General features: G+C 65.9%; 15 protein-coding genes. 9 read left to right on the top strand and 6 right to left on the bottom strand.

From position 1 onward, the window contains the following. Window positions 1-40 precede the first annotated feature (40 nt). The 3 genes from GXY15_11670 to GXY15_11680 all read left to right on the top strand — a co-directional run bounded on the left by GXY15_11670 (window position 41) and on the right by GXY15_11680 (window position 3754). Entirely contained in the window at window positions 41-943 is a 903-nt protein-coding gene (locus tag GXY15_11670) for a sugar phosphate isomerase/epimerase (protein ID NLV41869.1), read from the top strand. A gap of 2 nt (window positions 944-945) precedes the next feature. After that, the gene (gene recG / locus GXY15_11675; GenBank protein NLV41870.1) at window positions 946-3042 is read left to right on the top strand and encodes an ATP-dependent DNA helicase RecG; all 2097 of its coding nucleotides are present in this window, start codon (window positions 946-948) and stop codon (window positions 3040-3042) included. 127 nt (window positions 3043-3169) lie between these two features. After that, window positions 3170-3754 carry a sigma-70 family RNA polymerase sigma factor gene (locus tag GXY15_11680; protein NLV41871.1) on the top strand — a complete coding sequence of 195 codons (585 nt, stop codon included), beginning with the start codon at window positions 3170-3172 and terminating at the stop codon, window positions 3752-3754. A 5-nt stretch (window positions 3755-3759) separates the two neighbouring features. Here GXY15_11680 and GXY15_11685 read toward each other — a convergent pair whose 3' ends face one another. From GXY15_11685 to GXY15_11700, 4 genes are all read right to left on the bottom strand, one after another. Beyond that, on the bottom strand, window positions 3760-5250 hold the full coding sequence (locus tag GXY15_11685) for a TrkH family potassium uptake protein (protein NLV41872.1): 1491 nt from the start codon (window positions 5248-5250) through the stop codon (window positions 3760-3762). Window positions 5251-5295: 45 nt separating this feature from the next. Beyond that, window positions 5296-6795 (bottom strand): TrkH family potassium uptake protein, encoded by a 1500-nt coding sequence (locus tag GXY15_11690; protein NLV41873.1) that lies wholly within the window; start codon window positions 6793-6795, stop codon window positions 5296-5298. Next, window positions 6795-8138 carry a Trk system potassium transporter TrkA gene (gene trkA / locus GXY15_11695; GenBank protein ID NLV41874.1) on the bottom strand — a complete coding sequence of 448 codons (1344 nt, stop codon included), beginning with the start codon at window positions 8136-8138 and terminating at the stop codon, window positions 6795-6797. Before trkA ends, GXY15_11690 begins: the two co-directional genes overlap by 1 nt. 116 nt (window positions 8139-8254) lie before the next feature. Continuing rightward, window positions 8255-9616, bottom strand: coding sequence for a hypothetical protein (locus GXY15_11700; protein ID NLV41875.1), 1362 nt, complete (start codon window positions 9614-9616; stop codon window positions 8255-8257). A gap of 184 nt (window positions 9617-9800) precedes the next feature. Between GXY15_11700 and thiC the strand changes: the two genes are divergently transcribed. From thiC to GXY15_11730, 6 genes are all read left to right on the top strand, one after another. Continuing rightward, a complete protein-coding gene (thiC, locus tag GXY15_11705; GenBank protein ID NLV41876.1) occupies window positions 9801-11549 on the top strand; it encodes a phosphomethylpyrimidine synthase ThiC in 1749 nt (582 codons plus the stop codon). Continuing rightward, complete coding sequence (gene dusB, locus GXY15_11710) at window positions 11546-12520, top strand: tRNA dihydrouridine synthase DusB (protein NLV41877.1); 975 nt, start codon at window positions 11546-11548, stop codon at window positions 12518-12520. Before thiC ends, dusB begins: the two co-directional genes overlap by 4 nt. Window positions 12521-12573: 53 nt before the next feature. Continuing rightward, entirely contained in the window at window positions 12574-13263 is a 690-nt protein-coding gene (gene araD, locus GXY15_11715) for an L-ribulose-5-phosphate 4-epimerase AraD (GenBank protein NLV41878.1), read from the top strand. A 144-nt stretch (window positions 13264-13407) separates the two neighbouring features. Beyond that, window positions 13408-14985, top strand: a complete 1578-nt coding sequence (locus GXY15_11720) for a sodium/solute symporter (protein NLV41879.1) — start codon at window positions 13408-13410, stop codon at window positions 14983-14985. Window positions 14986-15000: 15 nt separating this feature from the next. After that, window positions 15001-15426, top strand: coding sequence for a MerR family transcriptional regulator (locus tag GXY15_11725; protein NLV41880.1), 426 nt, complete (start codon window positions 15001-15003; stop codon window positions 15424-15426). Window positions 15427-15534: 108 nt separating this feature from the next. Next, a complete protein-coding gene (locus tag GXY15_11730; protein ID NLV41881.1) occupies window positions 15535-19164 on the top strand; it encodes a PAS domain S-box protein in 3630 nt (1209 codons plus the stop codon). Window positions 19165-19191: 27 nt separating this feature from the next. Here GXY15_11730 and tsaE read toward each other — a convergent pair whose 3' ends face one another. Further along, window positions 19192-19656 (bottom strand): tRNA (adenosine(37)-N6)-threonylcarbamoyltransferase complex ATPase subunit type 1 TsaE, encoded by a 465-nt coding sequence (gene tsaE, locus GXY15_11735; GenBank protein ID NLV41882.1) that lies wholly within the window; start codon window positions 19654-19656, stop codon window positions 19192-19194. Next, window positions 19646-21142, bottom strand: a complete 1497-nt coding sequence (glgA, locus tag GXY15_11740) for a glycogen synthase GlgA (protein NLV41883.1) — start codon at window positions 21140-21142, stop codon at window positions 19646-19648. The genes tsaE and glgA overlap by 11 nt, the downstream gene beginning before the upstream one ends. Between the last annotated feature and the right edge of the window lie 11 nt (window positions 21143-21153).

Consider the following 21153-nt stretch of genomic DNA (forward strand, 5'->3'; position numbering starts at 1 on the left):
TTCGTGCAGGGTTCACAAGCAAAGACAAGGAGCCGCCCCCATGAAACCCTTTTCCAGACGCCATTGGATGGCCCTCTGCGCCGGCGCGGCCGGCGCCGCCTCCCTCACCGTTTCCGCCCCATCCCGGGGAATGCGCGTTGCCGCCGCGGCCGCCGCGGAGGTGCCGTTCAAGGTGGGCATGGTCACCTACAAGATGGGGGAGAAGATGACCTGCGACCAGTTGATCGCCCTGTGCAAGGAGGCGGGGCTGGCGGGGGTCGAACTGCGCACCACGCACAGCCACGGCGTGGAGCTGTCCCTCTCCAAAACGGAGCGCGCCGATGTCCGCAAGAAGTTTGAAGACTCCGGCATCGTGCTGGTCGGCCTGGGCAGCACTTATGATTTCCACGACCCCTCGGCGGTCAAGAAGAACGTTGAGGGCGCCAAAGAATACGCGCAGTTGGCGGCGGATGTGGGGGCGGGCGGCATCAAGGTGCGCCCGAACGGGGTGAACAAGGGCGAAGAGCTGGCGGTCACCCATGAGCGCATCGGCAAAGCCTGGGGCGAGGTGGCGGCCGCCGCCGCCAGTCTCGGGGTGGAGGTCCGCATGGAGGTGCACGGCCCGGAGGGCTCCCGCGAGCCAAAGAGCGTGCGGGCCATGCTTGACCACGCCAACCACGCCAACGCGAAGGTTTGCTGGAACTGCAACAGCGGCGAAACGGACGAGAACGGCAGCATCCGGGCCAATTTCGAGCTCCTGAAGCACGCCCTGGGCCTGGTCCACATCACCGACATCGGCGTGCCCAAATACCCCTGGCAGGAGCTGTTCGACCTGCTCAAGGAGTGCGGATACACGGGCTACTGCCTTGCCGAGATTGAGGGCAACGACGACCCCGCGCGCTTCATGCGGTACTATCGGACCCTGTTTGACCTCTATACCGGACAGCCCACCTGGCCCGCGTGAACGTGCCGCCGGAAACGCCAGAGGACGCTGAAAGCACCGCCGCCTCCCCGGCAATTGCCCTGGAGGACGGGGTGGAGGTTCTTCCCGGCATCGGTCCGGGCCGGGCAGCCCTGCTGGCCCGTCTCTCCATCTCCAACGTGCGGGACCTCCTGCTTCATTTCCCCCGGGCCTACCGCGACTGCCGCGAACTCACGCCCCTGGCGGATGTTCAGCCCGGGGAACAAGTCTCCGTGGTTGCGGAGATCACGGCCAGCCGCCAAGTCCGCCTGGGCGGGCGAACCTCCCTGGCGCTGGTGTCCCTCTCCGACGGCACTGGTGCCGTGCAGGCCTCCTTCTTCGGCAGGGGCTTCCTCGCCAAGAGCGCCTTCGTTCCGGGGAGGACCGCCTTCTTCTCGGGCCGCGTGGGTCAGTACAACGGCCCCTGCCTGTCCAGCCCGGAATACGAGTTCCTGGAGGAGGAGGACCTCCAAAGCCTCCGGCAGGGCCGCATCCTGCCCGCCTATCCCCTGACCGAGGGGGTCACCCAGCGGATGATGAGGAAGTGGGTGCGGGCCGCCCTCGACGTTGCAGCGCCCCTCCTGCGGGAGCCTTTGCCCGGTGAACTCCTCCGCCGCATGGGGCTTCCGGGCCTCGCCGAAGCCCTGCGCCGGGTGCATGCTCCTGACACGCCCGAAGAGGCCGCCGATGCCCGACGACGCCTCATCTTTGAGGAGCTGCTCGTCCTGCAGACGGACATCCAGCGACAGAAGCGCCTGTTGCGGCAGGAGGACCGCGCACACACCAACCGTGTCGGCGGAGAATTGTTCCGCCGGTTCCAGGCCGGCATCCCCTTTGCCCTGACCGCCGCGCAGCAGCGGGCCGTGGAGGACATCGTCCGCGACATGGCCGGACCCTCGCCCATGCTCCGCCTGCTTCAGGGCGATGTGGGCTCCGGCAAGACCCTGGTGGCCCTCCATGCGGCCGTCATCGCGGCGGACGGCGGACACCAGACCGCCCTCATGGCCCCCACCGAACTGCTGGCCGCCCAGCACGCGCTGGTGCTGGACGGCCTGCTCGCCCCCCTGGGGCTGCGCACCGTCCTGATCACCGGCGGCGCCGAGGGAAGGGGAGAAGCCCTCCGGGCGGCCGCCTCCGGCGCCGCGCAGGTGGTCGTGGGCACCCACGCCCTCTTTCAGGAGCAGGCCGCCTTTCACCGGCTCGGTTTGGTGATCATTGACGAGCAGCACCGTTTCGGTGTCGCCCAGCGCGAACTCTTGGTCCGGAAGGGCCCGCGTCCCGATGTTCTCCAAATGTCGGCGACGCCCATACCCCGTTCCCTGGCGCTCACCGTTTTCGGACGCATGGACCTCACGGTGATGGACGAACTGCCCCCGGGCCGCACGCCCGTGACCACACGATACATCCCCCAGGGCAAGGTTTCGGCGTGCTACGACCATGTCAGGAAACAGGCCGAGAAGGGGGTGCAGGCCTATATCGTCTGCCCCCTCATCGAGGAATCCGCCGCCAAACAGGACACCCGGGCGCTGCTCCGCCATTTTGAAGAACTCTCCGCGGGCCCGCTGGCGGGGCTGAGCGCCGGAATCCTGCACGGGCGCCTTTCCGCGCCGGAAAAGGCCGCAGTCATGCGCGCCTTCAAACAGGGCGAGATTCAGGTGCTCTTCAGCACCACGGTGGTCGAGGTCGGAATAGACGTCCCCAACGCCACGCTCATGGTCATCGAGAACGCCTCCGAATTCGGCCTGACACAGCTCCATCAGCTCCGCGGACGGGTGGGGCGGGGAACCCAGCCCTCGTTCTGCTTCCTCCTGGGAAAACCCAAAACCGCCGAGGGCAGGGAACGGGTGGAGACCCTCTGCAAATCCACCAGCGGCTTCGACATCGCCGAGGCGGACCTCCGCATGCGGGGGCCGGGGGAGCTGCTGGGTGTCCGGCAGGCCGGTCTGAGCGACCTGCGCGCCGCAGACCTGATCCGCGACGCTCGCCTCCTCGATGCCGCCCGCCGCGAGGCGGAACGCCTCACAGCCCCGGACTGCGCCGACACCGGTGACCTTGCGCGCTCCCTGTTTCGTCCCCAAAACGATGACATCACGCCCGCATGAACCCGCGCCGGGCGCAACATTGCCTCCCAAGCCCCTTTCCTGCTACGATAAGGTTGCGTATAGAAGAGGCTGGTCCGGCGGTCGGATGCCGGGGGCTTATGGTTGATGGGACAGAGGGACGGAGAACGTGGCTGACGCTTTGGTGATAAACCGCTCGCGCGAGTTTGAACGGCAGGTGCTGGAGCATATTGACATGCTCTTTGCCGTCGCCATGCGCCTCACCCGCAACTCCGCCGACGCGGAGGATCTCACGCAGAACACCATCGTCAAAGCCCTGCGCTTCCACGACAAGTTCCGCGAGGGCACCTACATCAAGGCCTGGCTCCTCACCATCCTGCGCAACACCTTCATCAACGAATACCGCCGGAAGACCCGCCGCCCCGCCGAAGTCGAACTGTCGGGCTTTGAGTCCGCCCCGGAGACCGCCCCCGACCCCGATGTCTTCTTCGAGCCCCGCCGGGGGAACCAGGAGGACCTCCTGGAACTCGTGGACGACCCCGTGCGCAAGGCCATCGAGGCCCTCCCCGACGACTTCCGCAACGCCGTCATCATGGCCGACCTCGAGGACATGTCCTACAAGGAGATCGCCGACATCATGCAGTGCCCCCTCGGCACCGTCATGTCCCGCCTCTACCGCGGACGCAAGCTCCTCCGCGAGGCCCTGGAAGACTACGCCCGCGAGCGCAGAATGGTGCCCGGCACCCGCGTCTGAGCCGCCTACGCCCGCCTCCAGAAGGAGGGGAGGAACAGCACGCAGATGCTGAAGAACTCCAGGCGGCCGATCACCATCAGCAGCGACAGGAACCACTTGCCCGCCGCCGGCACACAGGCGTAGTTGGCCGTGGAGCCCACCAGTTCCATCCCCGGCCCGATGTTGTTCACCGTCGCCACGACGGAACTGAAGGCCGTCTGGAAGGGAAGCCCCAGCAAAGACATGAACATGGTCCCCACGACCAGCACGGCGACATGCATCGCGAAGAAGGTGTAAACGGTGAGCTGCACTTCAAGCGGCACCGCGGCGCCGTTCATCCGCACCGCGCGCACCGTCTTGGGGCGGTACAGGCGCTCCAGCTGGTTGCGCACGATCTTGGCGATCAGCGCGACGCGGAAAACCTTGGTTCCCCCCGCCGTGGAGCCGGAGCAGGCCCCCACGATCATCAGGGCGATCAGCACCGTGCGCGAGAAATACGGCCAGAGGTCCGTGTTGTCCGTCGCGAACCCCGTCGTCGTCATAACGGTGCCCACCTGAAACACGGCCACACGCAGCGCGTGCCCGAAACCGTACCGCACATCATGCGTCCCCGCGCCGGGATCCTCCGGTATGGCCCCCTGGACGCCTATCAGATTCACGGTGATCAGCAGGGTGGCGGCCAGCAGGATGCCGAGATACCACCGAAACTCCGTGCTGCGTAAAGGGGCTTTCCAGTCCCCCTGGAGCATGGCGAAATACAGCCCGAAATTCGCCCCGCAAAGCACCGTGAACACGGTCACAATGATCTCGATGGGAAGGCTGTCGTAGGCGCCGATGCTGGCGGTGCGCGTGGAGAACCCCCCGGTGGACAGCGAGGCAAAGGTGTGGCAGAGCGCGTCGAACAGGCTCATTCCCGCCGCCGCCAGGCACGCCGTCTGGACGATGGTCATGCCCAGATAAATCTTGTAGAGCATCGCCGCCGTGTCCTGCATGCGCGGCAGCAGGCCTGTCTTGTCCACCCCGGGCACCTCGGACCGGTAAAGCTGCTTCCCCCCGGCCCCCAGGGAGGGCAGCACCGCGATGATCAGCACAATGATCCCCATGCCCCCCAGCCAGTGGGTGGTTGCCCGCCAGAAGAGCAGGCTCTTGTCCACCGGCTCCACCTTCTCCAGCACCGAGGCCCCGGTGGTGGTGTAGCCGGACATGGACTCGAAATAGGCGGACGCCGGGTCCATGAGCCCCGAAAAGACATAGGGCAGGGCACTCACCCCCGCAATCAGGAGCCACCCCAGCGCCACAAGGGCCAGCCCCTCCCGCTCATACACCCGAACCCGGGCCCCGCGGCCCACTCCCCACAGCGCAAACCCGGCCGCCACCGTCAGCACGATGGTGCGCAGAAACGCCTCAAGGGAGCGCCATTCCCCGTACCAGACCGCCCACAGCGCCGAAACCGCCAGCGGCAGCGCAAGCGCGAGCAGAAACACGCCGAGATATCGCAGCAGCAGACGGTAATTCATTTCCCACCATTGTCAGAAAGGTTGCACCGGAACGGGCGCCGCGCCTCAGCCGCGCCGCCAGAACGACGGAAAGAAGAATACCATAACACTGAAGAACTCCAGACGCCCCGTGACCATGACCAGGCTCAGGAACCACTTGCCGGCGGCGGGCACGCAGGAGAAGTTTCTCTCGGCGCCCACCAGCTCAAGCCCCGGCCCGGTGTTGTTCAGACAGGCCACCACGGAGGAAAAGGCGCTCTGCAGCGGAAGGCCCAGAAACGACATGACCACCGTGGAAAACGCCATCACGGCCACATAGACCAGAAAGAAGGAGAGCACGCTGTACTGGATGTCCTCCGAGACGACCTGTCCGTTCACGCGGATGGCCCGCAGGGTGTGCGGCCGGTAGATGCGCTGAACCTGCTGCATGCCGATCTTGAAGAGAATCACCACGCGGATGATCTTGATGCCGCCCGCCGTGGAGCCGGCGCATCCCCCCATCATCACGATGAGCATAATCCATATCCGGGAGAAATAGGGCCAGATGTCGAAATCGGCCCCCGTGAACCCCGTGTTGGTCATCATGGTCGCCACCTGGAACGAGGAAAAGCGCAGGGCCTGGCCGCAGGAGTAGTCCACGCCGCCCAGGGCGCCGGGCACCGACGTGTCCTCGGGCGCCACCACCCCCTGCACCCTCATCAGGTTGACCGTGATGAGCAGGGTGGACACCACGAAGATGCCCATGAACACGCGCCACTCCGTGTCCCGGAAGAGGGCGCGCCAGTCGCCCTTGGCCATAAGGTAGTAGAGCGTGAAATTCGTCGCCCCGATCAGTTCAAACGCCGTGATCACCCCCTCAATCGCGACGCTGTCAAAGGCCTCCACGCTCTTGTTTCTTGTCGAGTATCCGCCCGTCGCCAGGCTCCCGAAGGTGTGGCAGAGGGCGTCGAAGAAGTCCATCCCCGCGATCATCAGCGCCGCCGCGTGGATGACCGTCAGCACCAGGTACACCTTCAGAAGGATGAAGGCGGACTCCTTGATGCGCGGGCGCACGCCGTCCTTGGAAAGGCCCGTCACCTCCGACTGGTAAAGCATCTTGCCCGACATGCCGATGAAGGGGATCACGGCGATCATGAGCACCACGATGCCGATGCCCCCCAGCCAGTGCGTGAGGGAACGCCAGAACAGGATTCCCTTGGGAAGCCCCTCGATGTCCGCAATGACCGAGGATCCCGTGGTGGTGAACCCGGACATGGACTCGAAGTAGGCCTCCGTGAAGGTCTGCGTGCCCAGGTACCAGAAAGGGAGCGCGCCGAGCCCGGCAATCAAAATCCAGCCCAGCCCGACCAGCGCCACGCTTTCACGCTCATACATCCGCCGCTGGGGACCCCGGCCGAGATACAGCAATGCCGCCCCGGCCAGAACCGACGTGGCCGCCGACTCCAGCAAGGCCCGCAGGGCGGCCGGTTCCCCGTACCAGAGGGACCACAGGGAGGAGACGGCCATCCAGACGGCCACCCACAGGGAGAAGACCCCCAGGTTCTTTGCGATGATACGGTAGTTCATCAGACGCCCGTGAGGGCCTTTCGCGCGGCGTTGGCCTCTGCGGTGGGGGAAATGAAGACCACCGTGTCCCCCCGCTGGAGGATGTCGGAGCCGCCGGGCACGATAACCTGGTCGCCACGCAGGATTGTGGCGATCAGCGCCTGCCCCGGCAGGCGGCCGGCCACCTCCGCGATGGTGCGGCCAGCCACCGGCGCGGCATCGCCCAACGCCGCCTCGACCACCTCCATGTCCCCCTCGCCGAGGAAGGACGACGCCGTGACGCGCTCCTGGTGGATGATCTTGAGCACGCTGTTGGCGAAGGCAAGCCGGGGGGTCAGGGCAAGGTCTATGCCCAGCTTCATGACCAGCGGCGCGAAGTCCGGCTGGTGCACCACAGCCACGACATGCGGCACGCCCACCTCCCGCGCGAGCACCCCCGCCATGATGTTCCGCTCGTCGTCCTCCGTGGTCGCCACAAACACGTCGAAGTTCTGGAGATGCTCCTGCTCCAGCGAGGCGCGCACCGTCGCGTCGCGGTTCACCACCTTGACGCGGTAGAACTCGCGGGCAAGCTCCTCGCAGGCCGCCGGGTTCTTCTCGAAAAGCTTCACCTCCATCTGGCGGGTGTCAAAGGCCTGGGCGACGCGGCGGCCGATCACGGTGTTCCCGAGAATCGCCACCTTCTTCGCCGGCGCGGACTCGCTGAAGAGCCGCCGGTGCGTTTCCATGGCCCCCTTCATGCCGATCAGGGTGACCTTGTCCCCGGCCTGCAGCACCGTGTCGCCGCGGACGATGCCGCTGGCCCCGCCCCGGGTGACCGTGCCCACCAGCAGGCCGCTGCCCGGGGGCAGGATGTCGCGCACGGCCCGGCCGGTCGCCGGGGCCTTCTCGCCCACCTGCACCTGGCAGAGCTGTATCCTTCCCCGCCCGAACTCCTCCACCCCCAGCACCCCCGGATTCTCCACAAACTGCGCAATGTCGTGGGCCGCCAGCGCGTCCGGGCTCAGCAGGTAGTCCACGTTCATGAACCCCTCGTAGAGAAAGCTGGACTCGATAAAATCCGTCGTATCCACCCGGGCCACCGCGCGGCCCGCGCCCAGGCCCTTGGCCAGCGTGGCGGCGATGAGGTTGCTCCGGTCGTCCCCCGTGCAGGCGATGAAAAGGTCCGCGTCCCCCGCGTTCAGCGACTGGAGAAGGAGCACGGAGGTGCAGTCGCCCACCACGGTGCGGGCGTCCAGGTCGAAATCAATCTCTTCCCGGCGCTGCGGGTTCCGGTCAAGCAGCGTGACATCCCGGCCCTCCGCGCAGAGAAGGCGCGCAAGGTGGAATCCCACACGTCCGCCACCGGCGATAAAGATGTTCATGAGACCTCCAGTGACCCCCTGGGAGCGGTTCAACGGGTAAAAGCATGAACCACCCCCGGCCCCTTTCTCAAGAAATACCCCCCTAAAACGCGCCGACACGGACCAGGCCGCCCACCCTACTCGGCCTTGAAATCCGAGTGCCGCCGGGCGGTGGCCGCCCCGTTGCGCAGGTCGTCCGGTGTCAGCACCACGGGGGTCCAGACGGGTTTTCCGTCCACATCCATCAGGTTCAGCTCCACCGACGGAACGGCCCCCGTCATGTCGAACACCATCATGCCGGCGTTGTCCCCCTCGTGGGGGGTGCGCACGCGCAGTTCCGGAAAACGCTTCCTCCAGCCCGTGTTCGCCTTTTGGGCCAGCGGGGAGCTCACGAGGTCGTACAGGTCATAGCCGCCCTGGTCCGAACGGGGAATGGCATTGAACTCGCCGACATGCGTGTCCCCGGAAATCAGGACAACCCCCGTGATTTCCTCGTCGCGGATGAAGTCAAACAGGCGGTCCCGCTCGTTGAGGAAGGCGGCCCAGGAATCGCCGCCGGCGCCCTTGGCGCAGGTCCAGCCACTCCCGGAGACGAGCACCTTGAACGGCGAAGTGCTGGCCTTCAACTCCCGCTGGAGCCACGCGAGCTGTCCTGCTCCCAGGAAGGTCTTCTCCGGCGTGTCCGGGTCCGTGTTCGGATCGCGGTGGTAGCGGCAGTCGAGAAAGAAGAAGTCCACGCCCCCGTAGGCGTAACGAAAAAACACCCCCGGCGTGTCGGGCAGCCCGTAGGACGGGTTGGCCCAATACTGCCTGAAGATGCCCAGAGAAGCCTCCTTCACGGGGTTTGTGCGGTCGTGGTCGTTCAGGCCGAAATCATGGTCATCCCACACCGCCAACTGGGGCACCATCGTGATGAACCCCTGCAACGACGCCACCGCCCGCTGCCGCCGGTATTCCTCGGCCAGGGCCTGCGGGTCCAGGGTGTCCCCGTAAACGTTGTCTCCAATCCAGAAGAAAAGGTCCGGCCCCGCAGCCTTCAGCGAATCCCAGATCGGCTGCACACGGTCCCGCTGAACCCGCGGGCACGACCCAAAGGCCACGGAAAACTTCGCCGGCCCCGCCGGGGCGGTCTTCGTCTGAAAGATGTCCAAATAGGGATCCGGCTTCCCGTTCACCAGAATCCGGTAGAAATACGGCGTGGCAGGGGAGAGGCCGTCCACCCGCAGCACGGCCGTGCAGTCATCCCCGGCCCGCGAGGGACGAACGGGGGGAGAGGCGACCGCCTGCCGGAAATGTTTCGTGGAGCTCACTTCCAGCACGGCTTCATATTCCCCCGACAACCGCACCCAGACGGACACTGCCTCCGGGGCGGGAACCCCTACCATGGGCCCCTCCATGACTCTGGGAGAGCCCGTCTCGCTGCGGTCGGCTCCCGCACCCCCGCAGAGCGTTCCGGCAACCAGCAGCGCCCCGGCAAGCATCCTCATCCACTGGACCATTCTGTCTTCTCCTTCTTCCGGGGGTTACCTAGTCGCAACCCCGCCCGGGTTTCTTCGCCTGACACGCGTTCTGTATAATACAGAACGCTTTGTCGCTTTGAAAACCCGTCTGCGGGAGCGCACTCCCGCATTTCTTCTGCGAATCAGCGCATTTTCAGTATTCGCAGTATGGAGCCTCTGGATCATGTCGAAAAACGTTGGCAGCCCTGGTGACACAGAATCCCAAGACGTCACCCGGAAACCCTTCCCCCAGTCCCGGAAGATCCATGTGGAGGGGAGCCATCCGTCCATCCGCGTGGCCATGCGGGAGGTGGATCTGGCCCCAACCCGTTCCCAAACCGGGGAAATCCTCACGGACAATCCGCCGGTGCGGCTGTATGACACGTCTGGCCCCTACACCGACCCCGCAGCGGAAATTGACTTGGAGAAAGGGCTTTCTCCCCTGCGCCGCCCCTGGATCGAAGAGCGTGCGGACACGGAGACGGCCGGAAAGGCCGCCGCTGCCGAAAGTTCCCGCAATGCGGCCGCCTTTCCCCGGCAGCTCACCCCAATCCGCGCCCGGACCGGGGCGCGCATCACCCAGATGGATTACGCCCGAAGGGGTATCGTCACCCCCGAGATGGAATACGCCGCCCTGCGGGAGGATCTGCTCCCCCCCTCCGCAGAGGAACACCCCGGCCGGATCACCCCGGAAGTGGTCCGCGAGGAAATCGCCGCCGGACGGGCCGTGCTCCCGGCCAACATCAACCATCCCGAGCTGGAGCCGATGGTCATCGGCAACCGGTTTCTGACAAAAATCAACGCAAACATCGGAAACTCCGCCCTGCGCAGTTCTGTCGCCGAAGAGGTGGAGAAGATGGTCTGGGCCATCCGCTGGGGTTCGGATACCGTCATGGACCTCAGCACGGGAAAGGACATCCACGAAACCCGGGAGTGGATCCTGCGCAACAGCCCCGTCCCCATCGGCACTGTGCCCATCTACCAGGCCCTGGAAAAGGCCGAAAGCGGGCCGGAGTCCCTCACGTGGGAGTTGTACCGCGACACCCTGATTGAGCAGGCGGAGCAGGGGGTGGACTATTTCACCATCCATTCCTGCGTCCTGAAGGAATTCATCCCCTGGGCGGCCGGCCGCACCACGGGAATTGTCAGCCGGGGCGGGTCCATCATGGCCAAGTGGTGCATGGCCCACAACGAGGAGAACTTTCTCTTCACCCATTGGGACGACATCTGTGACATCCTGGCCGCCTATGACGTCACCGTTTCCATCGGGGACGGCCTGCGCTCGGGGTCCATGCGGGACGCCAACGACCGGGCGCAGTTCGCAGAACTGCGGGTGCAGGGGGACCTCACGCGCCGCGCCTGGGAGCGGGGGGTGCAGGTGATCAACGAGGGGCCGGGCCACATTCCCATGCACCTCATCCGGGAAAACACGGACCGCCAGGCCGAATGGTGCGGCGGCGCCCCGTTCTACACCCTCGGCCCGCTGGTCACCGACATCGCCCCGGGTTACGACCACATCACCTCCGCCATCGGGGGTGCCCTGATCGGATGGTACGGCACGGCCATGCTGTGCTACGTCACGCCGAAGGAGCACATCGGCCTGCCCGACCGGGACGATGTGCGCGAGGGCGTGGTGACCTTCAAACTCGCCGCCCACGCCGTGGACCTCGCCCGGGGGTTCCCGGGTGCCCAAATCCGCGACGATGCCCTGAGCAAGGCCCGCTTCGAGTTCCGCTGGCGCGACCAGTTCGCCCTCTCCCTGGACCCCGAAAAGGCCTTTGAGATGCACGCGCGGTCCTTTCCCGAGGCAAACAAGGGCGGCGTCCATTTCTGCTCCATGTGCGGCCCCAAGTTCTGCGCCATGGAAATCTCGCGGAACCTGTGCGCATACGCAAAGGACGGCGCGGGAACCGCAGGGAAAGACGACGCGTGAAGTTCGGCGCCCATGACATCCCCGTGCCCCTCTGTCTGGCGCCCATGGAGGATGTGTCCGACCCGCCCTTCCGGCGCCTGTGCCGGGAAATGGGCGCGGACGTTGTCTACACGGAGTTCGCCCACTGCGAGGCCGTTGTCCGTGAGATTCCCTCGCAATGCCGCAAACTCCTGGTGTCGGACGATGAGCGCCCCATCGGCATCCAGTTGTACGGAAGCACCGAAGGGGTCATGGCCGCCGCCGCCGCGCGCGCCGAGGCCGAAGACCCGGACTTCATTGATGTAAACTGCGGCTGCTGGGTCAAGAAGATCGCCAACCGGGGCGACGGCGCGGGACTCCTGCGCGACCTGCCCAAGATGGGGCGCGTGGTCGCCGCCGTCATGCGGGGCACCCGCCTGCCTGTCACCGTAAAAACCCGGCTGGGATGGGACCACGACAGCATTGTCATCCTGGAGGCGGCGCGCATGCTCGAAGACCTGGGGGTCCGGGCGCTGACCGTCCACTGCCGGACCCGGTGCCAGGGCTACACCGGCCGCGCCGACTGGTCCTGGATCGGCCGGATCCGCGAGGTCTCCGCCATCCCCCTGATCGCCAACGGGGACATCACCACGCCCGCCGACCTCCGGACCTGTCTGGACCTGGGCGCCGACGGCGTCATGATCGGACGGGGGGCCATCCACCGCCCCTGGGTGTTCCGGCATCTGCGCCACTGGCTGGAGACGGGGGAGGAGCTTCCCGAACCCCCGCTTCGGGAGCGCGTCGCCCTGACCGCGCGGCACCTCGTGGAGCACGTCGCCTACCACGGCGCCCCGCGCGGCGTCTTTTCCTTCCGCAAGCACTACGCAGGCTATCTGAAGGGCGCGCCCCACATCGCCCTGCTGCGGCGGGAACTGGTCCAGCTGACGGAGGTGGGGGAGATTCTCGCACGGCTCGCCGCCTACGCCGCGGAACTTCCGCAGGACGGGGAATAGTCCCGTCCGCATCTGATACCATTTCCGCAGGATCCAACCATGAGGGACAGGCCATGTATAAGGTGCTCAAGGAAACGGTCTACGAAATGAACCGCGCCCTCGTCGAGGAGGGCCTCGTGCTGGAAACCTGGGGAAATGCCAGCGCGGCGGACCGGTCGGAGCGGGTAATCGCCATCAAGCCGAGCGGGGTGCAGTATGACGACCTCACCGCCGACACCATCGTGGTGGTGGACTTCGAGGGGAAGCTTGTCGCGGGGGATCTGTCCCCCTCGGTGGACACGCCGGCCCATCTGGCCCTCTACCGGGCCTTTCACGGCGTCAACGCCGTCATCCACACCCACTCCCACTACGCCACCGCCTTTGCCCAGGCGCGCCGGCCCATTCCCTGCCTCGGCACCACCCACGCCGACTACTTCCACGGCGAGATTCCCGTCGTCGCCGCGCCCTCGCAGGAGGAGATTCTGGATAACTACGAGCACCACATGGGCGGCCGCATTGTCCGCCATTTCTCGGGCAGGGACCCTCTGGCCTGTCCGGCGGCGCTGACGGCGGGCCACGCCCCCTTCGTCTGGGGGCAATCTCCGGCGGAAGCCCTGGAGAATGCCGTCGTGCTGGAGGAGGTCGCCCGGATGGCGGCGCACACCCTGGCCGTCAACCCGGCCGCTGCGCCCCTGGAGGACTACCTCCTCAACAAGCATTTCTTCCGCAAGCACGGGAAGGACGCCTATTACGGTCAACGGTGACGCGCGGCGCGGCGCGGTTGCATCGCCCCGGCCGGGGTTGGTAAAGTGGCCGTTCGGGATGGCCGCAGACGCGGGCTTCACGCCCCGGCGGCCCCCGTTTCCACGGTTTCATAGAACGGCAAGGGAGAAATCATGCATCCTGAAATGAGAACCCTGGACATCGTGGTGCTGGTCGTGTATTTCCTGGCCATGGCGTCCATGGGGCCCTACTTCGCGCGGCGGAACAAGAACACGGAGAATTACTTCGTCGGCGGACGGTCGTACCCCGGGTGGCTGATCGGTCTGTCCATGTTCGCCACGTCCATCAGCTCCATCACCTTTGTGGCGTACCCCGCCGACGCCTACAAGACCGCCTACCTGCGGTTTCTGCTCTGCCTGACGCTCCCGCTGGGCATTTTCATCGCGTCCAAGGTGTTCCTGCCCTTCTACCGCCGCGCCCAGGTCACCTCCGCCTTTGAGTATCTGGAGGTGCGCTTCGGGGCGGGCACCCGCGCGTATGCGGCCACCGCCTTCATTGTCGCGCAGATCACCCGCCTGGGCCTGATCCTCTATCTTGTCTCCGTGCTGGTGCAGGAGATGACGGGGCTCAGCGCGGAGTACAGCATCCTCATCGGCGGCGTGATCACCTCGTTCTACACCATCACGGGCGGCATTGAGGCGGTCATCTGGACCGACTTCTTCCAGTCCTTCCTGCTGTGGTTCGGCGGTCTGGCCATCCTGATCCTGGTCGTCATGGGGGTGCCCGGGGGGCTCTCGGAAGTCATCTCCGTCGCCTGGCAGGACGGCAAATTCATGCTCGGCGACCTGAACACTGCCACGGGAAAACTGGAACCCGCGGGATGGGGTTTCAGCCTCACTGACAAGACCGTGATAATGATCATCCTGGTCGGCCTCACCAACTGGCTCACGGAGTACAGCAGCAACCAGAACGTCATCCAAAAATACGTCGCCACCAAGAACCCCCAGGAGGCCACCAAGGCCATCTGGATATGCTGCCTGTGCAGCGTGCCCACCTGGGCCTTCTTCATGTTCATCGGCACGGCCCTCTACGTGTATTTCAAGGTCAACCCCGATCCGAAGGCCCTGGCCATGCTCACCGGGGCCGACGGCGCCCGCGCCGACTCCATCATCCCCTACTTCGTGATTCAGAAGATGCCCGTGGGGCTCTCCGGACTCGTGGTCGCGGGCGTCCTCGCCGCCGCCATGTCCTCCCTCTCCTCCAGCATCAACGCCATCTCCGCCGTGAGCGTCGTGGACATCTACAAGCGCCACTTTGCAAAAGGCAAGTCGGAGCGGCACTACATGAACGCCGCGCGCCTGATCTCGCTCGCGGCCTCCGTCGCCATGCTGGGCTTCGCCTACGCGTTGCTCTTCGTCACCGAGCGCACCCTCCAGGACACGGCCACCAAGCTGGCCGCCATCTTCGCCGGAGGCCTGATGGGCCTCTACTGCTTCGGATTCCTCACCAAGTGGGGCGACGGGCGCGCCGTCTTCGTGGGCATCCTCTTCACCGTGGTGTTCAGCGCGTGGCTGGCCCTCGTTGAACTCAAGGTCATCACCCCGTTTGTCCCCTTTGAGACCTATTACGGGGGACTGGTCGGCAACGTGATCATGTTCCTCCTGGGCTGCTTCTTTGGCGGGCTTGTCTTCCGGCCCAAACGGGACCTCACCAACCTCACGGTCTGGACCCAGACCGAGGAATGGAAGGCCCTGGACCACTAACCGCGCGGTGTGCAGATGGCCGATGAAACCACCGATCTCCCGGACCGCCGATACTCCATCGGCGAGGTGAGCAAACTCACCGGGGTGCCGGACTACGTTCTGCGCCAGTGGGAAACCCACATCACGCAGCTGCGGCCCGGACGCACCCGGTCCAACCGCAGGTTCTACAGCGCAAAACACATTGAGATTGTGCGCCGCGTCAAGACCTTTGTCCGCCACGAGGGCATGACCCTGGAGGGCGCCCGGCAGCGGCTCACCGCGGAAATCCGCGGGGGGAGCGCGCTGCGCACGCCCCGCGAGGCCCTCCTCCTGGCGCAGAAGATCGTGGAGGAGGCGCGGACCATCCTCAACCTCCTCGGCCCCGAAGCTCCGCCGGTTTCCACCCCGCCCCCCCCCGCGCCCCCGGACAACATCCAGATCTTCCGCAGAGAAGACCGGTAGCCCTCCGCTCCGCCCCCGGCATCAGCTTTTTTCTTGGTTTTCTCCGTTGTATAATGTCCGCGGTGTGTGTCGGGCTGTCCTCACTCCCAACCGCAGACGAGATCGCTTATGAATAAGCTGCCTGATTCGCTGAGGGCCCTGTTGAGGGCGGTTGTCCGCAGCGCCGATCTGTCAGACGAGTGCGGCGACAACCTCTCCCTCCCGGAACTGGAGCGCATCTCCGGCCGGCTCTTGGAAGCCCTGCAGGCGCGGCAGGAGGAACACCAGCTTTTCCGCGACCTTTTTGACCGGGCCCCCGTGGGCTACGTACTGGTGGATGATGCGGGTGCCATTCTGCGCGGCAACGAGGGGTTCGCCTCCCTTCTGGGCGTCGCGCAGGCCACGCTGCCGGGACGCGCCTTCTGCGCCCTTTTTCAGGAAGAGGATCAGGAAAGACTGGGGGAGGCGATGGTCTCCCAGACCCATGCATGGTCCCCCGCCGCCTTCGAGGCGCGGTTGCGCACAGGATCGGGGGGGACCATGCGGGCCGCCGTGACCGCGCGGCGCATTTCTCCCGGCGTCACCGGCGTCGCTGTTTCGGAAACCGGGGGGAGAGACCTGGTCGAGTCGGTCCTCCGCTCCCAGCAACGGGAGCTGGAGGCCATCTATGACAACGTTCCGCTCATGATCTGCCTGCTCGATGCCGAACAGCGCGTGCGCTATGGGAACCCGGCCTTCCGCGCCTTCCTGTCTCTGTCCCTGCACGACCTCTCCGCACGCCGCATGGGCGACCTGCTTGCATCCCCCTCCCGGGGGGCGGATCCCCGCGCGGGGAAAGATCCGGGGGCCGACATCGCCTCCATCTCCGCGGAAACGATCAGGGACGGCGTGGGGCGGAGCGCGCGGACAGTTTGTGAACTGCCCGCAGGGGAGGGCGACAGCCGTCCGGTCATTCTTTCCGTGCAGACCGCGCGCGTGCACCTTTATGAGCAGCCCTTCGCGCTGCTCTTTTTGGAGGACATCACGGACCGGGAGCTGGCGGAGACCGCCCTGCGGGACTCCGGGGCGCTATACACCTCCCTGGTGGAGAACCTTCCGCAGTACATCATCCGGAAAGACCTGGAAGGGCGCATGACCTTCGCCAACCGCCGATACTGCGAGCTGCGGGGTTGCGCCCTTAAGGACCTGCTGGGCAAGTCCGACTTCGATTTCTTCCCCCCCGCGCTTGCGGAGAAATACCGGAAGGACGACCTGTATGTGATCGCCACGGGATCCTCCCTCGACGAGGTGGAAAAGCATGCGGCCCCCGGAAGCCCCGAAATGTTCATGCAGGTGATGAAAACCCCCGTGCGGGACGCCCGGGGCGGCATCACCGGCGTGCAGGGCATTTTCTGGGACATCACAGACCGGGTCACTGCGGACCGCGCGCTGGCCCAGAGCGAGGAGCGCCTCCGCCTCGCGCTGGAGGCGACCAGTGACGGACTGTGGGACTGGGATGTGCCCTCGGAACGCGTCTACTGGAGCCCGCGCACCTACGCCATGCTCGGCTACTGCGCGGACGAGTTTCCGGTGACCTTCAGCAAGTGGCAGGACTTGGTGTTTCCGGAAGACCGCAACACCGCCGTCCAGGCGGTCACCCACACCCTGGAATCCGGCGGCGACGAGTTTTCCATGGAATTCCGGATTGCCGGAAAAGACGGCCTCCTGCATTGGATTCTGGGAAGGGGAAAGGTCGTGGCCCGCGACCGGGAGGGGGCGCCCCTCCGCATTCTGGGCACCCACACGGACATCACGGAACAGAAGACGGCGGACAGAACCCTCCGGGAAAGCGAGCTCCGTCTCAAGACCCTCATCGAGTCCATTCCCCATGTCGCCATACAGCGCTTCTCGCTGGACGGCGTGGTCGCGTACTGGAACCGGGCCAGCGAGGACATGTACGGGTATTCCGCGGAGGAGGCCGTTGGAAAAGACCTGTTCTCCCTGCTCTTCTCCGGCGGGGAGGAAATCGAGGGCGCGCGCGCAGCCCTGCGCCGGCTGGTCCAGTCCGGGGAATCCTGCTCCCACCCCGAAGAAGGGCTGGTGCGCCGGAAGGATGGGGCCATGGTTCCCATCTACTCCAACTATGTCATCATCCGCAGGAGGGAACAGGACCCGGAGGTCTTCTGCATAGACGTGAACCTGAGCGACCTGAAACGCGCCGAGAAGGCCCTGCGCGAGAGTGAGATGCGCTACCGCGCCTTTCTGGACGCCGCGCCCGACCTGGCCTTTCTCAAGGACTCCCAGTACCGCTATGTCTTCGTAAACCGGGCCAACCGGGAGTTTTTCGGAAGGGCCGAGGCGCAGATTCTTGGAAAGACCGACCACGACCTGATGCCCACGGAGGCCGCCAACGCCTCCCGCGCCTCGGACGAGGCGGTGCTGCGGGGCCGCATCCTGCAGATTTCCGAGGAGCGCGTCGGCAGCCGCGTCTACGAGGCGCGCAAGTTCCCCATCATGATCGGCGACCAGAATGAGGGAGTCGGCGGATTCATCCACGACATCACCTACCGGAAAAAACTCGAAAACGAGCGTCTGGCCCTTGAGCGGGACATGCTGCACGCCCAGAAACTGGAGAGCCTCGGTGTCATGGCCGGCGGCATCGCCCATGACTTCAACAACCTGCTCCTCGCCGTCATGGGAAACATAGACCTCGCGCTGGAGGACCTGCCCGGGGACGCGGAGGCGCGGGTCTCCCTGGAGTCCGCCGTCAAGGCCGCGCGGCGCGGCGCCGATCTCACCCGGCAGATTCTCGTCTACTCCGGAAAGACGCAGGCGCGGATCACCGAAGTGGATCTAAATGACCTTGTCCGGGAAAACGCCGGCATCCTCGCCACCATCCTGGACAAGAAGGCCGTTCTCAGCCTTGCGACCGGGGCAGCCGTGCCGCCTGTAATGGGCGACCCCGCCCAGATTCAGCAGGTGATCATGAACCTCATGACCAACGCCTCCGAGTCCCTGTGCGGCGAGTCCGGCACCGTCCGCCTGGCGACGGGACTCATGACCTGCTCCGCAGAGCAGCTGGCCGGCAACCGCACGGACATCCCGCCCAGACCCGGGCGCTACGTGTGGCTGGAGGTGTCGGACACAGGATGCGGCATGGGTGAGGAAACCCTTTCCCGGCTGTTCGACCCGTTCTTCACCACCAAGTTTACCGGCCGCGGACTCGGCATGTCGGCGGTGCTGGGCATTATGAAGGCCCACCAGGGCGCCATCTTTGTCGAAAGCGCCCCGGGAGGCGGAACCACCACCCGTCTGCTGTTCCCCCCGGCCGGGGACCAGGCGGCAGTCCCCTCCTCAGACGGGGCCGCAGCCGCCGCCCGCGGGTCCGGAGACCGCTTTTCCGGCACCGCGCTGGCGGTGGATGACGATGAAACGCTCCTCCAAATGGCGGAACGCATCCTGTCGCGGCTTGGGTTTGACGTGATCACCGCCCGCAACGGGCTCGAAGCCCTGGACCTCCTCCGAAAACATCTGGAAGAGGTCCGCGTGGTGCTGCTGGACGTGACCATGCCCGTCATGGACGGCCCGACGGCCCTCGCGGAAATCCGCGTCCTGGCCCCGCACCTTCCGGTGATCCTGTCGAGCGGATACGATGAAGGCAACGCATCGAAAGGGGAGGGGGCCGACTCCGGACCGGGCGGGTTCCTCCAGAAACCCTACCGGATGGAGACGCTCCGGGCGGAACTGGCGAAAATCCTGGGCGCCTCCCCCAAGCCGTGAAGGAGGGCGGGGGGCACAGCGGCGCGCCTATCCCTCCCGGGACAGGACGGCGTCCCATCCCTCCGGCAGCACATCACGGTTCTCCATCCTGATCCGGCGCGTGTCGTGACCCGCATGGTCAATATGCACCTCCACCCGGCGTTCGGGGAGCATGACGTCCGCCCGCTCGGCCCACTCGACCACGCACACCCCCTCGGGCTCGAAGAGCTCCTCAACCCCCAGATCGGCAAGTTCCTCACACCCCGACAGGCGGTAAAGATCGAGATGGTAGAGAATCCTCTCCCGGCCATAGCGGTTCACCAGGGTGAAGGTGGGGCTGTGCACCGAAGTGCCCCCGCCAAAGAGCCGGGACATGCCCCGCACGAGGCAGGTCTTGCCGGCGGCGAGGTCGCCGAAAAGGGCCACCACCGCCCCGTCGGGGAGAAGCTCCGCCAACCGCCCGCCAAGCCGCTCGGTTTCCTCCGGAGAGTGCGTGGTCAGGTCAAGAGACACTGCCTGCCTCCGCGGGCAGCCGCCCGTACAGGGCGGCGTACTCACCGGCGGAACGCTCCCAGGAGAAGTCGCATGCCATGCCCGCCTGCCGGACGCGTTCGAGGCCGGTCTTGTCGTTCCACAGCGCCACCGCGCGGTCCATGGCCCGTCCCACCGCCCCGGCCGTCTGCGGAATGAAGCAAACCCCCGTCGCGGTTCGGTCCGCAAGGGTGCGGGCGTTCAGCGGGACAACCGTGTCATACAGGCCGCCCGTTCTGCGGACCACGGGCACCGTGCCGTACGCCAGCGCGTACATCTGCGTCAGTCCGCACGGCTCGTAGCGGGACGGCATCAGCAGGAAATCGCTCCCCGCGATGATCTTGTGGGAGAGGGCGGCATCATACCCGAGACGGACGGCGAAGGCCTCGGAAAAGCGCTCCGCCATTTCCCGCACCCGCGCCTCCAGTTCCGGATCCCCCGCCCCCAGCAGCACGCACTGCGCCCCCTCCTCCAGACGGCGCGGCAGCGCGTCCAGCAGCAGGTCCACGCCCTTCTGCCAATAAAGACGGCTGACCATCCCGAACAGGGGCGTGTCCAGGATGGGAAGCCCAAAGGCCTGCTGGATGTCCGCCTTGCAGGTCTGTTTCCCCCCGGGGCGTTCCCGGGAAAACACCGCCGCAAGATGGGTGTCTCGCTCGGGACTCCAGAGGGCGGCGTCCACGCCGTTCAGAATGCCGGTGAGCCCCTCCGACCGCGCGGCCAGTTCATCGTGCAGCCCCGCGCCGTAGTCCAGCGTCTGAATCTCGCGGGCGTAGCGGGGGCTTACCGTCGTCAGGGCGTCGGCCAGCCGAACCGCCCCCTTCATGAGGTTCATGTCCCCCTCGTACCGCAGACAGAAATCGGTGAACAGGTCCGCCGGGATGCCCGTAGACGCGAAACGCTCCGCAGGGTAACGCCCCTGGAAGGCCAGGTTGTGGATGGTGAACACCACCGGCACCCCGCCCCAGAAAGGGTCTTGCAGAAACCGGCTCCGGAGAAAGACGGCCATGGGCGCGGCGTGCCAGTCATGGCAGTGCACCACGTCCGGACGCCACCCGTCCCGGGGAAGGGCGTCAAGCAGGGCGAGGGCAAGAAAACAGAAGCGCTCGGCATTGTCCGGGTATTCATGCGCCCCGGTCCCGTAGACGCCCCCCCTCCCGAAGTACCCCTCGTGCTCCACCAGATACAGCGGCACGCCGCTTTCCGGCAGCGAGGACACCCGCAGCGCGCCCTGGGCCCGGCGATCGCCAAAATCCGCCGTGCAGACCGTTCCAACCTCCCCGCGCGCCGCCTCCGGTATCTGCCGATAGCAGGGCAGGGCCATCCGCACGTCGTGTCCGCGCTCCCGCAGTGACGCCGAAAGGGCCTGGGCCACTTCGGCCAGGCCCCCCGTGCTGACCAGGGGGGACACTTCCGACACAACGAAAAGTATCTTCAGTTTCTTCTTCAAAGGGGTTCTCTTTTTCATGTCTGGGTTTC

The sequence above is a fragment of the Candidatus Hydrogenedentota bacterium genome (assembly GCA_012730045.1).
GTDB lineage: Bacteria > Hydrogenedentota > Hydrogenedentia > Hydrogenedentales > CAITNO01 > JAAYBR01.